Source organism: Bradyrhizobium sp. Kon10, assembly GCF_055807395.1.
On record NZ_JBVVOZ010000020.1, the window covers coordinates 15,619 to 29,038 of the forward strand.

Sequence of the window (13,420 nt, forward strand, 5' to 3'; positions counted from 1 at the left end):
GTGGTCGCAGTCATCGTAACCATAACCATAGTAGCCGGGGCCGCCGAGGACGATAGTTACACCACCCCGATGGTGCGAGCCGCCAAACTCATATGCGGAGGCTGAGGTTGGGGCCAAAGCAGCCGCGCCCAATAAGACTGCGGCAACTGCAAGAAGTGAGAATTTGCGCAACATAGATCGTTCCTTTCTGATAGCTGGTCGATGTCGTTATCGACCACCGCAGCATGGAGGATGGGAGGACTGTCAGACTGTGACTTCAGACACGTTTGGTTTGCGCTGAGCGAGGGCAAGCCCTAATTGTCGTCCGGTGGTTTGGGAATACACGACAGACAACTCACGCCGTCCCGGCCTTCCTTTCTCCTGCACGCAGCCGCGCCAGCGCAGCAGCAACGGATTCACCGCTCGGGAGGGGGCTCCTGCAGTTAGTTCTGGAGCAGAAACCCCTTGGCGGGCCGCTTTCATGTCGAACGCCCGACCTGTTGGCGATGTGAACAATCCGCGCTTCATGGGGCCGCTCTATCCTCCTAACGTCCGCTCGTGTGAAGGTTTTCGGATGCCGGCCCCATGACGGTGTTGCCGCGCACACGAGGGCCGGCGTCCGAAAGCCTCCAAGGGAGATGCTATGGGACGGCCGCCGGCGGTGAGGATATGGCATTCGTCGGGGCTGATGTGAACCGATGGAGCACCCCATGCAGAAGTTGAACGATCTAGGCCGATCCCTCGCGCCCCTCAAACCGGACGGCACGCTGATCGCCGTGATCGAGATGAGCCTGTCGAGCTGGCTCGTTGCGGGGATTGTGCCTGGCCTCGAACGGCAACCGTCGAAGAAGCTTGAGGTCGACGAGAACGCCTTGCTGAAGCTGCTCAATCGCTGGCGAGAAGAGGCGCTGAAGGCGGGACACGGAATCGAACGCATCGCGGTCGCTTTCGAGGCCGGCCGTGACGGTTTCTGGCTGGCCCGATGGCTCAGGGCGCGCGACATCGAGGCGCATGTCATTCACGCGTCGAGCGTGGCGGTGTCGCGCGAGCATCGGCGCGCCAAGACCGATCGGCTCGACACCGAACTGCTCAAACGCAGCTTTCTCGGCTGGCTGCGCGGCGAGCGTGATCACTGCAAGATGGTCGCGATCCCGACAATCAAGGACGAGGATGCCAAGCGCCCCAACCGTGAGCGCGAGAGCCTCATCGGAGAACGAAGTCGGATTGTCAACCGAATGAAAGCAGCGTTGATCCGGCTCGGCATCCGCGGCTTCAATCCCAAGCTGAAGAAAGCCGCCGAACGCCTTGATGGCTTGCGCACCCCTGAAGGCGAGCCGATCCCGCCCAACACCCTGGCTGAGCTGCGTCGCGACATGGCGCGCCGGCGACTCGTCAGCGATCAGATAGGGCAGATCGAGGAGGCTCGCCTGGAGCGTCTCAAGCAAACGCCTAATGTTGGACCACACGCAATGGTGCGGCTGTTGGCGCGGGTGATCGGGGTTGGTGTCGAGACCGCCGACATGCTGGTGCAGGAGGTACTGTCGCGAAGCATGCGCGACCGACGGGCGGTAGCGCGTTATTCCGGCCTCACCGGCTCGCCCGACGAGAGCGGCAGAAAACGACGGGAGAAAGGACTGGCCCGCTCCGGCAATGCTCGAGTGAGACGAGGCATGATCGAACTGGCGTGGCGATTTCTCAGGTTCCAGAAGGACAGCGTCTTGGCGCAGTGGTTTCGAAGCCGTACCGAGAACGCCCGCGGGGCGCGCAAGACCATGATCGTGGCCTTGGCGCGCAAGCTACTGATCGCCCTGTGGCGGCTGGTGCGGGAGGGCGTAGTGCCGGACGGCGTCGTTCTGCGGCCGGCCTCATGAACGGAGGTCACTGAAGGACGCCCAACGGTTTCGGCCTTGTCCGTCCGCTGGTGACGGTATCGCCGATGACGGTTCGAGGTGGCGGGTTCCCGTCGCGTTTCCTTGGCTTCAATGCCGAAAGGGAGAATGGGTCCGCCGCTTCGGAGCTTCGCTGCCGATGCGCATGACTGCATCATGGTTCGGGTCCTTGGACCCACCGGATACAAGGTTGTGGCGCGATTGCTCGCGCCCGCAAGCGGGCTCCCCTCCGATCGTCATCCCGATCGCACCAAGCGTGCCGTCGTGCTCGAAGCTGTCAAGGTGTGGCCTGGCAACGGCGGAGCCTATCGCAAGATTCGTGCGACGGCCAACCTTGACAGCTTCTGCGCGCGTCAGCGCAAGCGAAGTGCAGGTCGGGACGAAGAAACGGCTCTCATCGAACAAAGAAACTGATGAATGAAAAGATGCGTATCGACCTGTCGCCTCTTGAAACGCCGCCTCCTTAACAAACGCCGCCTCCTTGACAAAGCCCCATACAAGGAAACCGCGGGTGAGGCACGTGGGTGGCGCGGCGTGGGCTATGGGGATTTGCGTGCCGCGGATGATGTGTTTGATTGGAATTGAGCCGGTTCGGCGAGCTGGCCGAGGGCGGAGCAGCTCATGAATGAGGGGCCTGCCGCGTTGAACGGGGTGGATTGGCGGACGATTTGCGGCGGCTGGCGGATATCTGGGCGCGCTCTGCCATGGCCGGTCGAGAGGCAGCGCGCGCGATAAGCCGTTTTGCGGGATTGTGACGCGGTCATGAGGTGTCGATCCTGATGCGGTTCGTTGGAGCTGTTGGCCGATGTCGTGGCGTAGCACCGCGCTCGAAGACCTCGATGACGACCATGCGACCGCCGCAGCATGGGCAGCTCGGCTTGGTTTGATCGGCGGCGGAAGTGATGGGCTGACCTTCAGAATTTGCAGCGGCGAGCAGCTCACGCGCGCGAGCGATGTTATCGGCGCGGGTGCCACTGGCGAGCAGGCCGTAGTGACGGATGCGGTGGAAGCCTTGCGGCAGGACGTGAATGAGGAAGCGGCGGATGAACTCGCTGCTTGAGAGTGTCATGAGCTTCTGGCGGTCGCGACCCTCGGCGCGATAGTCCTTCCATCGGAAGGTGACGCCGGTGCGGTCGCAGGCGATCAGCCGGCTGTTTGCGATGGCGACGCGGTGGGTATAGCGCGATAGATAGGCCAGCACAGCCTGTGGCCCGCCGAACGGGCGCTTGGCATAGACCACCCATTCGGCTCGGCGCAGCGGCGCCAGATAGGCTGCGAACGCCTGCGGGTCGGCGAGAGCAGCATGGTTGCCGAAGAATTGGAGGCGGCCGGCGTTGTGGGCGGCGATCAGCTTCTCCAGCAACAACCGGCGGAACAGGCGCGAGAGCACGCGCACGGGGAGGAAGAAGCCCACCCGGCACGCCACCCAACGCTCGCCGTCGAGCGAGATGCCGCCGCCCGGCACGATCATGTGGACGTGCGGGTGATGGGTCATGGCCGAGCCCCAGGTATGGAGAACCGAGGTGACGCCGATGCGGGCGCCGAGGTGTTTTGGGTCGGCCGCGATCGTGGTCAAGGTCTCGGCCGAGGCTTTGAACAGCAGGTCGTAGATGGCGGCCTTGTTGTGATAGGCGATGTCGGCGATCGACGCCGGGAGCGTGAACACCACGTGATAGTACGGCACCGGCAACAGCTCCGCCTCGCGGTCGGTGAGCCAGTCCTTCGCGGCGGCGCCCTGGCACTTTGGGCAATGGCGGTTGCGACAGGAGTTGTAGGCGATGGTGGTATAGGCGCAGTCCGCACAGCGCGCGACATGGCCGCCGAGAGCGGCCGTGCGGCAGCGCTCGATTGCTGACATCACCTTCAATTGCTGGAGGCCGACATGACCGGCATGGGCTTTGCGCCATGCCGGGCCATGGTCGCGGAAGATATCCGCAACCTCCAAGGCCGGGCGCGACATGCGCGCCAGGTCAGCCGGGCGGCCGGTCCTCCTTCAGTTTGATCGCGATGTGCTCCAGCGGGCTCATGACCTCGCTGATCGTCTTGGTGGCGACGCGGGTATAGAGCGCCGTGGTGTCGAGCTTGGCGTGACCGAGCGGTCATGATTCATAATGCACCTCGGCTAACTCATTGAAAGTCAAAGGCGTGCTGCGTGGCATTTTGTGTTAGCGGAGGCTTCCGACGCTTTCCCTTGGCGAAACCTGCCAAGTCCTCGGCCCTGATCACCCAAGGCGCGCCCGCGCAAGCTTGTCGGCCCTTGATGTCGCCGCGGCGAAGCATACGCAACGCCGTCATGTTGCAGACGCCGATGAGTTTTGCTCCCGCTTCGAGCGTAATCTCGCCGCGCTCTGCCCACTCGCCGTCGCGGAAGACGGCGATGTCGTGGTGATTGCGGAAGCCGCGCACGCGCTCTTGCGTCCAGGCATTGCCGTGCCCGGTCTCGCCGCCAGTGCGATTGAGCAGGCGCGCGATCTGTCGATCAGGCATCAGCCGCGCCAGCTCACGCACGAGTGCGATAGTGTCGTCGGGGATGCGTGGATTGTGCCGGCCGGCCGCATTCAGTCGCTGTTTGACTTGCAGTTGGGTATGGTCGCCGCCTTGCCAGTGCAGGACCGCATGGATGATTGCGCCGTCCTTGCGCACGACGATCTCCGTGAGTGCCGCGCGAAGGATACGCTTGCGCGTTGCGGCGGTGGCAGCGGGATGCAACCAGGCGCGCTCCAGATCAGCACCGAGCGCCACCAATTGCCGGCGCTCCGGATCTCCGAGCGGCGGCGGACGGCGCGCAATCAGGGCGGCGATCTCCCCTTCAAGCTTTGCGACAGCCTGCAATGCCTCGTTCCAGCGGCGCTCCAGCTCGCTGGCGACCAGCCGGTTTGCCGGGTCGACGGCGTCGTACTGTCGGCGCGCGTGCGCGGCTTCGTACCGCGCCTGCTGCAGCGACAGCTCCAGCTGGCGCTCGGCCGCGGTCGTCGTGCTCGATTGCGCCTCGATCGCTCTGAGTGCTGCCTCGATGCCGAGCGGCTTCAGAACGCGCAGGACCTCGTTGCTAATCGCCGTATCGATGCTCAAGCCGCTGATCGAAATGCAGCGCGCGGCACCGTGGTTCGTACGCGCACCGTAGCAATTGTAGCGGCCGATCTTGCCGCTGTAGTGCACATGGAGCTTGCGGCCGCAGTGGCCGCAGCGCAGCAGTCCGGGCAGCAGCAGCTCGCCTTTACGAGCTGCTCCGCGAGCGAGTGCGCTGCTCATGCCGGTCGCATTGTTGGCGATTACCTCGAGGTTGCGCTCGAACTCGTCCCAGGTGATATAGGCCGTGTGATGATCCTTGATCAAGACATCCCATTCGGCCATGGGCTTTTGCACACCACGCCGGACATGCTTGCGCCCACCTTTGACACTCACACGGCTCGTCGTGCGCCCGAACGCGTAGGCACCTGCATAGATCGGATTGGTCAGGATGTTGTGCACGATGTTGTAGGCCGGCAGTCGCCACACGACGCCGTGCGCCTCGCCTTGGCGCGACTTGACCGGCAGCTCGATGCGCTCCTCTCTCAGCCAGATGTGCACCTGTCTTGCACTTTGCAGCTCGGCGAACTTGGTGAAAACCAGCTGCAGTGCGTCCTGCACGCGTTTGTCAGGATTCTTCTCTATGCGATCGCGACCGATCTTCACATAGCCGGCGGCGACACCAAGGACCAGCGCGCCGCGGCGCGCCTTCTGCTTCAGCGCTTCCTGCGAGCGCTGGCGGAACATCGAGAGTTCAAGCTCGCTCATCGTGCCCTTCATGCCAAGCAGCAGCCGATCGTTGGGATGGCGAGGATCGTAGATTCCGTCCTCGTCGACGATGAGCGTGCCGACCAATCCACAGAACTCAATCAGCGTATGCCAGTCGCGGCCATTACGGGCAAGACGCGACGCCTCGATCGCGAGCACAGCGCCGACACGGCCGTCGCAGATCGTTGCAAGCAGCCGCTCGAAGCCGGGACGCGCGATGCCGCCGCCGGACCGGCCGAGGTCGTCGTCGATGACTTCGACGTTGCTCCAGCCAAGCTGCTTGGCGCGATCGACGAGGCCGTATTGGCGCCGTCGGCTCTCATGATTATGCGCGAGCTGGTCTGCTGTCGATTGCCGGATGTAGACGCAGGCGTTGCGGGCGAGATGCTCAGTCGTGATCTTGGTCATCGCCTCTCCCCCCGCTTGCAGCCTTTGCCAGCGCCGCCGCGATCTCGCGCAGCAGCACCTCGATGACCATCGCGAGCTCGTTCCTTTGAACTGCACGCAGTTCGACGCACGGTCGCACGGCCTCGAACAGGCTTGGCTGGAGATTCTCGGATCGGTGCGTCATTCTCTGGTCGCTCCGTTTTTGATTCGGACGCCAGAAAGCCTAGAAGCGCATCGACCTCGTTGCGTAGGGAGCAAAGAACATTCAGGGGAAAATGCGGCTCAACGCCGATCTCGAATCGGGACGCAGCCTCATCAGTCATCCACGCCGGAAGGCAGGCAAAGGTGCCGTCAAGTTGGTGCACAACGAGAAACGCGACGCCGCCTCGCTCAAGCCGCCGCCTAACGCCTACCGTCTCGCCGAAGCGAGGATGAAATCGGTAGGTGATGCGTGCTTCAGCCTGTTGTTCGCGGGCAGTATGTCGCCGTTCCGAGCAGCACCTGGATCACGCGGACGTCGATGTTCTGCTCCAAGAGGTGGGTGGCGAAGCTGTGCCTCAGGGTATGCAGCGACACGCGCTTGTGGATCTCGGCCATTTGGGCGGCGGCATGACAGGCGCGATTGAGCTGCCGTGTCGTCATCGGCTGGGCCGGATCGCGGCCTGGAAATAGCCAACCCCGGGGCCGCGCCGCCCGCCACCAGGTGCGCAGCAGATCGAGCAGCAGTGGTGAGAGCATGACGTTACGGTCCTTGCCGCCTTTGCCCTGCTCGACGCGAATGATCATTTGCTTGCTGTCGATGTCGGCGACCTTGAGCGAGATGACCTCGGTGGCGCGCAGGCCGGCGCCGTAGGCCACGCTCAGCGCCGCCTTGTATTTGAGCCCGGGTGCGGCATCGAGCAGCCGCGCCACTTCCTCGGGGCTCAGCACCACCGGCAGCTTGCGAGGCTCGTGAATGACATGCGTATGCTCAACGATCTCGTGGCGCCTCAGCGTGACCCGGAAGAAGAACCGCAGTGTCGAAACCGTCTGATTGATGGTCGGCACACCAACGCCGCTCGCGGCCAGGTGCAGCTGATAGCGGCGCACGTCTTCGAAGCTCGCCGTATCCGGCGAGCGCTCGAGAAATGCGGCGAAGTTCTTGACCCTTTGCACGTAGTCATGTTGGGTCTTCGGGGCCAGCCTGCGGATCGTCATGTCTTCGATCATGCGCCGGCGCAACGGGCTCATTGCCTGGTCGGTCATGGGGATGCTCCTGTCTTGAGTGAGGTTGTTGCAACCCCTCATCTCAAGACAGGACGCCTCGTTGCGCTATCCCCTCAGCCGTGCTGCCGGCCGTCGTGCCCTACCGCGCGAGCGGTTTAGTCCTGTGGCCCAAGGCCGACATAGATCCGGTCGGCACACTGCGTCGCCTTTCGAGTAAAGCGGACAGTCAGGTCTATTCTAGTTTGACACGTCGGGCAAAACACCGTCAGAATGACATCATCGAAACGAGTTTGGTTCGCCCGCGCCGGAAGCATCCGCCGCGGGTTTTTTCGTTTCGGTTTCGAGATCGGACGGCGTCCCGCGCATCGCGGCCTCGCCCTCGTTGAAACGCGTTCATGGAGCGCCGATGGGCGTGCCGCCGTCCGAACCATTGCTGGCCGTACACGCGCGAACGTGGCGGCCCTCGGCGTGAGCGCTGTTCGCTCGCGCCGCTGCGGCCTCCGGACACACGGAGATAGGGTTCGCGCTCGAAACGATCGCGCCTCGTCGCGCGATCTGCCGCATTCTTGCTTTGATGAAATGATGACGGGGCAGCTGAGATTGCTCGCGACTGCAGGCCTGATCGATTGGCCTGTGGGGAATATCCTCATGAGCGACGATATTTAATGGCTGCGTGAAGATGCTTCCGTCCACCTGCCCGCCGTCAGGCAGGCGTGCGAAAGCACGGGCGCTGACCGCAATTCCACCGCTGGCGCGCAGCCGCACCAGAACAGCCATCAAGGTTCTCGTTGGGATCGTGCGCAGCGGTGATGCCGGCGTCGCGCGTGTCCCCGGGTCGCGTTAGAAGGATGCGAGCGCACGTTGTGCCGGGTCTTGCTGCGTCTAGGGAATGGCACAGCATTGTTTCGGACACGACGGACAATCCGGTGTCGGCCAATAATTTCATCAAGGCCGGTTATCGGCTCTATGAACCGATGTGCCCTGGGCTTGGTCGAATTCGCTGTATTGGAGAAAGTGGCTCAAATAGACACGGAATTGTGGGGTTTCCCGTGAGGCGGAACGTCACTTCTGCATCGGAATAATCTATACGATCGAAACGGCCCGGCAGCTTGATTGCTGCCGGGCCGTTTTGGCGTTTCGAGAGAGCGTTGATCAGGTACTTGCGCAGGCCGCGGTGCCGGGCTTTAACTTTCGTCTTGCAGGAAATTCGGCGAGCACAAGCCGATGTAAGGGAGCGCCAAGGATGTCCACCAAACCTCAACTGCCGGAACGTCCACCGCGGGGGACGGGCGGACCCGCCGCACTTGAAGGTCTCCTGGTCGTGGATTTCACGCGCGTGGTGGCGGGACCTGCCTGCACGCAGACGCTCGCCGATTTTGGTGCACGCGTCATCAAGATCGAAAATCCGGACGGTGGCGACGACACGCGCGCCTATGAGCATGCCGAAATCGGTGGTGAAAGCGCGGCCTATCTCAGCCTGAACCGCAACAAGCACGGCATTGCGCTCGATCTTGCCGTGCCGGAGGCGCGCGAGATCACGCGGGATCTGATTCGCAAGGCGGACGTGGTCGTTGAGAATTTTTCGAGCGGGGTGATGAGGAAATTCGGCCTCGACTATGAGGCGGTCGCGCCACTCAATCCGCGGCTGGTCTATTGCTCGATCTCGGCCTATGGACGAACCGGCCCCTTCGCCTCTCGTCCCGGTTTCGATCCGATTACGCAGGCTGAAAGCGGATTCATGTCGCTCAACGGGTTCGCCGACGGCCCGGCTGTTCGGACTGGCCCACCGATCGTCGACATGGCGACGGGGATGTCCGCCTGCAACGCCATCCTGCTGGCACTGCTGGCCCGGGATCGGCTTGGTCGCGGCCAGCATGTTGAAGTCGCCCTGTTCGATGTGGCCATGGGCATGACCGGCTTCTACGGCATGGCTTACTTGATCAATGGTGAGAATCCCGGCCGGTTCGGCAACTCGCCGAGCGGATCTCCCACCGTCGGTGTCTACGAGGCATCCGATGGGCCGCTCTACATGGCCTGCGCCAACGATCGGTTGTATCGACGGCTGGTGGTCGAGGTGTTGAACCGTCCTGATCTCATCGGCGATCCTCGGTTCGCGACGCGGAAGGCGCGGTCCGAGAACAAGGAGCTCCTGCGCGCTGCCATCGCGGAGGTCTTCGCAAGCGACAGCCTCGAGAACTGGATGGCGAAGATGAAGCAGGCCAACATTCCGGTCGGCTATCTCCGCACCGTCGAGGAGGGTTTCAATGCGCCCGAAGCGCGGGAGCGTCATCGTCTGAACCGGATTCCGCATCCGACGGTAGGATGGGTCCCCAACATCGAGCCCCCCATCGGCATGAGCTTGACGGCGGCGGTTGATCCGGTCGCAGCGCCCCTGCTCGGCGAGCATACCGAACAGATCTTGCGCGATACACTTGGCTATGACGATGGCCGTATCCTGGAGTTCGCTCAAAAGGGTGTCTTTGGGTCGCGCAAGCCATCGAGCTCGGCTTGAAGCAGAACGGTCGGCCACCACTTCGAATGGCCGAGCAGGGCAGCCGTCGTTTGCCAATGGGATTGACCATGAACATACAGCTTTACGGCTTCTGGCGCTCGCTTGCCTCGTTTCGTGTGCGCGTGGCACTCAAGCTCAAGGGACTGCCCTTCGAGGAAATCCCGGTCGACATCCTCTCCGGGGAGCAGTTCGACCCGGACTATGACGCGGTCAACACCGAGCGCGTCGTTCCGACGCTGGTAGCCGGCGAACACCGGGTATTTCAGTCGCTGGCGATCATCGAATATCTAGATGATCTGATGCCGGAGCCGAGCCTGTTGCCGTCCGATCCTGCTGACCGCGCCTATGCCCGATCTCTGGCCTTGGTCACGATCGCGGACGCGCATCCATTGGTGACCCCGCGTGTCCGCAACCATCTCGTCAAGATGTTCGGTGCAGATGCCAACGCAATCGAGAGTTGGGCGAAGCATTGGACGATCGAAGGACTGGCAACGTACGAGAGGCTGTTGCAGCGCCGGCCAGCCGAGCCGTTTACACTTGGTCAGCGGGTGAGCGTCGCGGACATCTGCATTGCCGGCCAGGTCGTCGGGGCTCAATTTCTGAAGCTTGACCTGGCGTCATTTCCGGCCGTGGCGCGCCTGGCGGGGCACTGCTTCGCAACGCCGGCCTTCGCGACATCGCATCCCTTCGAACAACCCGGTTACACGGCGATCGCACCTCGTTAACCCTGCGCCAGCTTGATTTGGCCAGGTTCCCGCCGCATAAGTGTATGGGAGCGAGGGACACGAATGGCGCCTGGTCAGGAGCTGAGCATGGGTCAGTCGACGGCGAGGGATTCCGACGATCCCGCCTATGCGTCGATGATCGCGAGGGCCCGGTCGCTCTTGCCGCAACTGCGGGAGCGCGCGGCCCGGACCGAAGAGTTGCGGAACTTGCCGCCGGAAACCGAGCGGGACCTGCACGAGTCCGGCCTGTTCCGGATGCTCCAGCCGAAGCGCATTGGCGGCGCCGAGCTCGATTACGTCGCCTTGATCGATTGCGCCGACCTGCTCGGACAGGCGGACGCGTCCGTGGCCTGGAATCTCGCCAATCTCGCCAGCCATCACTGGATGCTCGCCATGTTCGAGCCGAGAGCGCAGGATCTGGTTTGGGGCCGAGACCCGGACGTGCTGATCGCGTCCTCGTTCATCTTCCCCGCCGGGCGCGCCAGGAAGGTCGAGGGCGGATACCGGCTACACGGAAGCTGGCCGTTCTCATCGGGGGTCGCTTCGTGCGAGTGGAACATGCTCGCGAGCGTTGTCTCCTCTGACGATGAGGCTGACGGCATCGAATATCGTATCTTTCTGCTGCCCAACGCCGATTACAGAATTCTCGACACCTGGAACGTTGCAGGACTGCGCGGCACCGGGTCGTCGGACGTGGAAGTCCGGGACGCTTTCGTAGCCGATCATATGACCGTGGCCGTCGGCGATCTTGCCGGCGGTTCGGCGCCGGGAAGCAAGTTGAATCCGAACCCGTTGTATGCGCTGCCTGTGTTCTCGCTGTTTCCCTACGTTCTGTCCGGCGTCGCGCTCGGGAATGCGCAGGCTTGCCTGGACGATTACGCGGAGGTCTCGCGGCACCGCATATCGACCTACAATCGCGCCAAGCTGAGCGACTTTCAAAGTACCCAGATCAAGATCGCGGAGGCCTCGGCCAAGATCGATGCCGCACGTCTGATCATGCGCTCCGCCTGTATCGATGCCATGGCGGATGCGCGGCGTCGCCACATTCCGGACATGACGATCAAGACCAGGTATCGGCGTGATGGCGCCTTCTCGGTCAATCTTTGCACCGACGCCGTCTCGATGCTGTTCGCGGCGAGCGGGGCGCGCGGCTTGTTCACGACAGGTGTGTTGCAGCGACAGTTCCGCGATGCGCACGCGATCAATTCGCATCTCGCTTTTAATTTTGATGCGGCCGGGACCAATTATGGACGCGTGGCACTGGGGCTGCCGTCCGAAAATCTCACCTTGTGAGACCGGCCGATGAATGATCTGCCAAAGCAGCCGGCCTTCCCCGATCCAGCCAATGAATTCGCAAGCGACAGTTCGCGGATCGATCCCCGCGACTTTCGTAATGCGCTCGGCACCTATGCCACGGGTGTGACGATCATTACGGCCGCAGGTCCGGACGGAAGGCCTTATGGGTTGACCTGCAACTCGTTTGCTTCGGTTTCCCTGAATCCGCCATTGGTGCTTTGGAGTCTTGTGGTCTATTCCTCAAGCTTGACCGTATTTCAGAACGCCAGTCATTTTACAGTTAACGTGCTTGGCGCTTCGCAACAGGCGCTTGCGAACAAGTTCGCCAAATCATCCGATGACAAATTCACCGGCGTCGATTGGACGCCGGGGCTCGGGAACGCTCCGGTGCTCGCCGACAGCGTCGCCGACTTTCAGTGCCGCTCGGTCAATCGCTACTATGGCGGTGACCACGTGATCTTTCTTGGTGCGGTCGAGGCCTATACTTACAACGCAAAGGAGCCGCTGCTGTTTGCGCGCGGCGCATTTGGCCGATTCGTTCCCGACGACGAGGGCAAGAAGTCGCCGTAGGCCGGGAATTGCAGCCTACCGCTCTTCCGCTGAGAGCTTGTAGATCTCCAGCGCATCGGCATCCGCGCCGCGTGCAGTGCTGGCCAGCCTGAAGAGTTGTCCCGCAAGCGTAGCCATCGGTACAGGGGTTGACGTCGCCTGGGCCACATCGGCAACCGTATCGAGGTCCTTGAGCATCGTGGCGATGTGGCCGAGCGGCGGGGAGTGAATGCCCTGGACCATGCGCGGTACGAAGAGCTGGAGCGGAATGGAATCTGCAAAGCCGCCGGCGAGCGCCTCGGGCAGCCGGTTGGCGTCAATTCCGGCGTTGACCGCAAGGCGCGTTGCTTCTGCGAGGACGGCCATCGCGCATCCGACAATCACTTGGTTGCAGAGTTTTGCGGTCTGGCCGGCGCCGATCGCACCCATGTGGGTGAACCTGCGTGCCATGGCCAACACGTAGGGCCGCACTCTTTCGATGTCACCGCCATCACCGCCGGCCATGACGGCGAGCGTGCCTTCCTCCGCACCCTTGGTGCCGCCGGACACGGGCGCATCGATCCAGCTTGCGCCGTTTGCAGCTTTCAGCCGAGCGGCGAGATCGCGCGCGGCATCTGGATGAATTGAGGAGAAATCGACCACGAGTTTTCCCGCGCCGGAAGCCGCTGAGATGCCTTCGGGTCCGAAGATCACTTCTTCCACGGCGTTTGCATCCGTCACGCACATGAAGACGATGTCCGAGCCGTCCAGGAGGCCGCGGGGCGTCGCTGCGCGGCTTGCACCGGCCTCGACGAGCGGCGACAGTTTGGCTTCCGAACGGTTCCAGACGGTCACCTGATAACCGGCCTTCAGCAGGCGCCGGCTCATGGGCGCACCCATGAGCCCAAGGCCGAGATAGCCAAGCCTCTCGACGTGCTGCGCGTCTGCCTTGCTCGCTTCAGCCATAGGTTGCCTCCTTCTGCCGCGACGCAGCGCCGCCGGTGCACCATACATCGTGGACGCCATGACGAAACCCGGGCACCCTGCATGGCTTGCCTCATTGTTTGAACCATGAAACATTTGGGGCGGTTGGGCTGGGTGGCGCTGGTCAGCGCCGGAGC

Annotated in this window: 12 protein-coding genes and 1 pseudogene; 7 read left to right on the top strand and 6 right to left on the bottom strand. The window is 62.8% G+C overall.

What is annotated here, in order from left to right; translation table 11 throughout:
* Nucleotides 1–689 precede the first annotated feature (689 nt).
* On the top strand, nucleotides 690–1,850 hold the full coding sequence (locus AC0L2O_RS24665) for an IS110 family RNA-guided transposase (protein ID WP_473371523.1): 1,161 nt from the start codon (nucleotides 690–692) through the stop codon (nucleotides 1,848–1,850).
* Between the two features lie 126 nt (nucleotides 1,851–1,976).
* A complete protein-coding gene (locus AC0L2O_RS24670; RefSeq protein ID WP_409187627.1) occupies nucleotides 1,977–2,282 on the top strand; it encodes a hypothetical protein in 306 nt (101 codons plus the stop codon).
* A 346-nt stretch (nucleotides 2,283–2,628) separates the two neighbouring features.
* Here AC0L2O_RS24670 and AC0L2O_RS24675 read toward each other — a convergent pair whose 3' ends face one another.
* The 5 genes from AC0L2O_RS24675 to AC0L2O_RS24695 form a co-directional block, all read right to left on the bottom strand.
* Nucleotides 2,629–3,828 carry an IS91 family transposase gene (locus tag AC0L2O_RS24675; protein ID WP_473371524.1) on the bottom strand — a complete coding sequence of 400 codons (1,200 nt, stop codon included), beginning with the start codon at nucleotides 3,826–3,828 and terminating at the stop codon, nucleotides 2,629–2,631.
* 167 nt (nucleotides 3,829–3,995) lie between these two features.
* Nucleotides 3,996–6,053: a recombinase family protein gene (locus AC0L2O_RS24680; RefSeq protein ID WP_473371525.1), complete on the bottom strand. Its 2,058-nt coding sequence runs from the start codon at nucleotides 6,051–6,053 to the stop codon at nucleotides 3,996–3,998.
* On the bottom strand, nucleotides 6,034–6,216 hold the full coding sequence (locus AC0L2O_RS24685; RefSeq protein WP_148756743.1) for a hypothetical protein: 183 nt from the start codon (nucleotides 6,214–6,216) through the stop codon (nucleotides 6,034–6,036). The genes AC0L2O_RS24680 and AC0L2O_RS24685 overlap by 20 nt, the downstream gene beginning before the upstream one ends.
* Nucleotides 6,217–6,488: 272 nt before the next feature.
* Nucleotides 6,489–7,277 carry a tyrosine-type recombinase/integrase gene (locus AC0L2O_RS24690; protein WP_473371526.1) on the bottom strand — a complete coding sequence of 263 codons (789 nt, stop codon included), beginning with the start codon at nucleotides 7,275–7,277 and terminating at the stop codon, nucleotides 6,489–6,491.
* 354 nt (nucleotides 7,278–7,631) lie between these two features.
* Nucleotides 7,632–8,015 (bottom strand): hypothetical protein, encoded by a 384-nt coding sequence (locus AC0L2O_RS24695; RefSeq protein WP_369722422.1) that lies wholly within the window; start codon nucleotides 8,013–8,015, stop codon nucleotides 7,632–7,634.
* A 113-nt stretch (nucleotides 8,016–8,128) separates the two neighbouring features.
* On the opposite strand from AC0L2O_RS24695, the pseudogene AC0L2O_RS24700 reads away from it, so the two are divergent.
* From AC0L2O_RS24700 to AC0L2O_RS24720, 5 genes and pseudogenes are all read left to right on the top strand, one after another.
* A pseudogene (locus AC0L2O_RS24700) lies at nucleotides 8,129–8,265 on the top strand (GNAT family N-acetyltransferase); the annotation flags it as partial.
* A 216-nt stretch (nucleotides 8,266–8,481) separates the two neighbouring features.
* On the top strand, nucleotides 8,482–9,750 hold the full coding sequence (locus AC0L2O_RS24705; RefSeq protein WP_473371527.1) for a CaiB/BaiF CoA transferase family protein: 1,269 nt from the start codon (nucleotides 8,482–8,484) through the stop codon (nucleotides 9,748–9,750).
* Nucleotides 9,747–10,475: a maleylacetoacetate isomerase gene (maiA, locus tag AC0L2O_RS24710; protein ID WP_473371528.1), complete on the top strand. Its 729-nt coding sequence runs from the start codon at nucleotides 9,747–9,749 to the stop codon at nucleotides 10,473–10,475. Before AC0L2O_RS24705 ends, maiA begins: the two co-directional genes overlap by 4 nt.
* A gap of 63 nt (nucleotides 10,476–10,538) precedes the next feature.
* The gene (locus tag AC0L2O_RS24715) at nucleotides 10,539–11,768 is read left to right on the top strand and encodes an acyl-CoA dehydrogenase family protein (protein WP_473371529.1); all 1,230 of its coding nucleotides are present in this window, start codon (nucleotides 10,539–10,541) and stop codon (nucleotides 11,766–11,768) included.
* Between the two features lie 9 nt (nucleotides 11,769–11,777).
* Complete coding sequence (locus AC0L2O_RS24720; protein ID WP_473371530.1) at nucleotides 11,778–12,341, top strand: flavin reductase family protein; 564 nt, start codon at nucleotides 11,778–11,780, stop codon at nucleotides 12,339–12,341.
* Between the two features lie 15 nt (nucleotides 12,342–12,356).
* On the opposite strand, the gene AC0L2O_RS24725 is transcribed toward AC0L2O_RS24720, so the two are convergent.
* On the bottom strand, nucleotides 12,357–13,265 hold the full coding sequence (locus tag AC0L2O_RS24725) for an NAD(P)-dependent oxidoreductase (RefSeq protein ID WP_473371531.1): 909 nt from the start codon (nucleotides 13,263–13,265) through the stop codon (nucleotides 12,357–12,359).
* Nucleotides 13,266–13,420 lie beyond the last annotated feature (155 nt).

What these genes read in the sequence shown, in the direction of transcription:
- AC0L2O_RS24665 (WP_473371523.1), top strand. Translation starts at nt 690, where the DNA reads ATGCAGAAGTTGAACGATCTAGGCCGATCCCTCGCGCCCCTCAAACCG.
- AC0L2O_RS24670 (WP_409187627.1), top strand. Translation starts at nt 1,977, where the DNA reads ATGGGTCCGCCGCTTCGGAGCTTCGCTGCCGATGCGCATGACTGCATC.
- AC0L2O_RS24675 (WP_473371524.1), bottom strand. Translation starts at nt 3,828, where the DNA reads ATGTCGCGCCCGGCCTTGGAGGTTGCGGATATCTTCCGCGACCATGGC.
- AC0L2O_RS24680 (WP_473371525.1), bottom strand. Translation starts at nt 6,053, where the DNA reads ATGACCAAGATCACGACTGAGCATCTCGCCCGCAACGCCTGCGTCTAC.
- AC0L2O_RS24685 (WP_148756743.1), bottom strand. Translation starts at nt 6,216, where the DNA reads ATGACGCACCGATCCGAGAATCTCCAGCCAAGCCTGTTCGAGGCCGTG.
- AC0L2O_RS24690 (WP_473371526.1), bottom strand. Translation starts at nt 7,277, where the DNA reads ATGACCGACCAGGCAATGAGCCCGTTGCGCCGGCGCATGATCGAAGAC.
- AC0L2O_RS24695 (WP_369722422.1), bottom strand. Translation starts at nt 8,015, where the DNA reads ATGGCTGTTCTGGTGCGGCTGCGCGCCAGCGGTGGAATTGCGGTCAGC.
- AC0L2O_RS24705 (WP_473371527.1), top strand. Translation starts at nt 8,482, where the DNA reads ATGTCCACCAAACCTCAACTGCCGGAACGTCCACCGCGGGGGACGGGC.
- AC0L2O_RS24715 (WP_473371529.1), top strand. Translation starts at nt 10,539, where the DNA reads ATGGCGCCTGGTCAGGAGCTGAGCATGGGTCAGTCGACGGCGAGGGAT.
- AC0L2O_RS24720 (WP_473371530.1), top strand. Translation starts at nt 11,778, where the DNA reads ATGAATGATCTGCCAAAGCAGCCGGCCTTCCCCGATCCAGCCAATGAA.
- AC0L2O_RS24725 (WP_473371531.1), bottom strand. Translation starts at nt 13,265, where the DNA reads ATGGCTGAAGCGAGCAAGGCAGACGCGCAGCACGTCGAGAGGCTTGGC.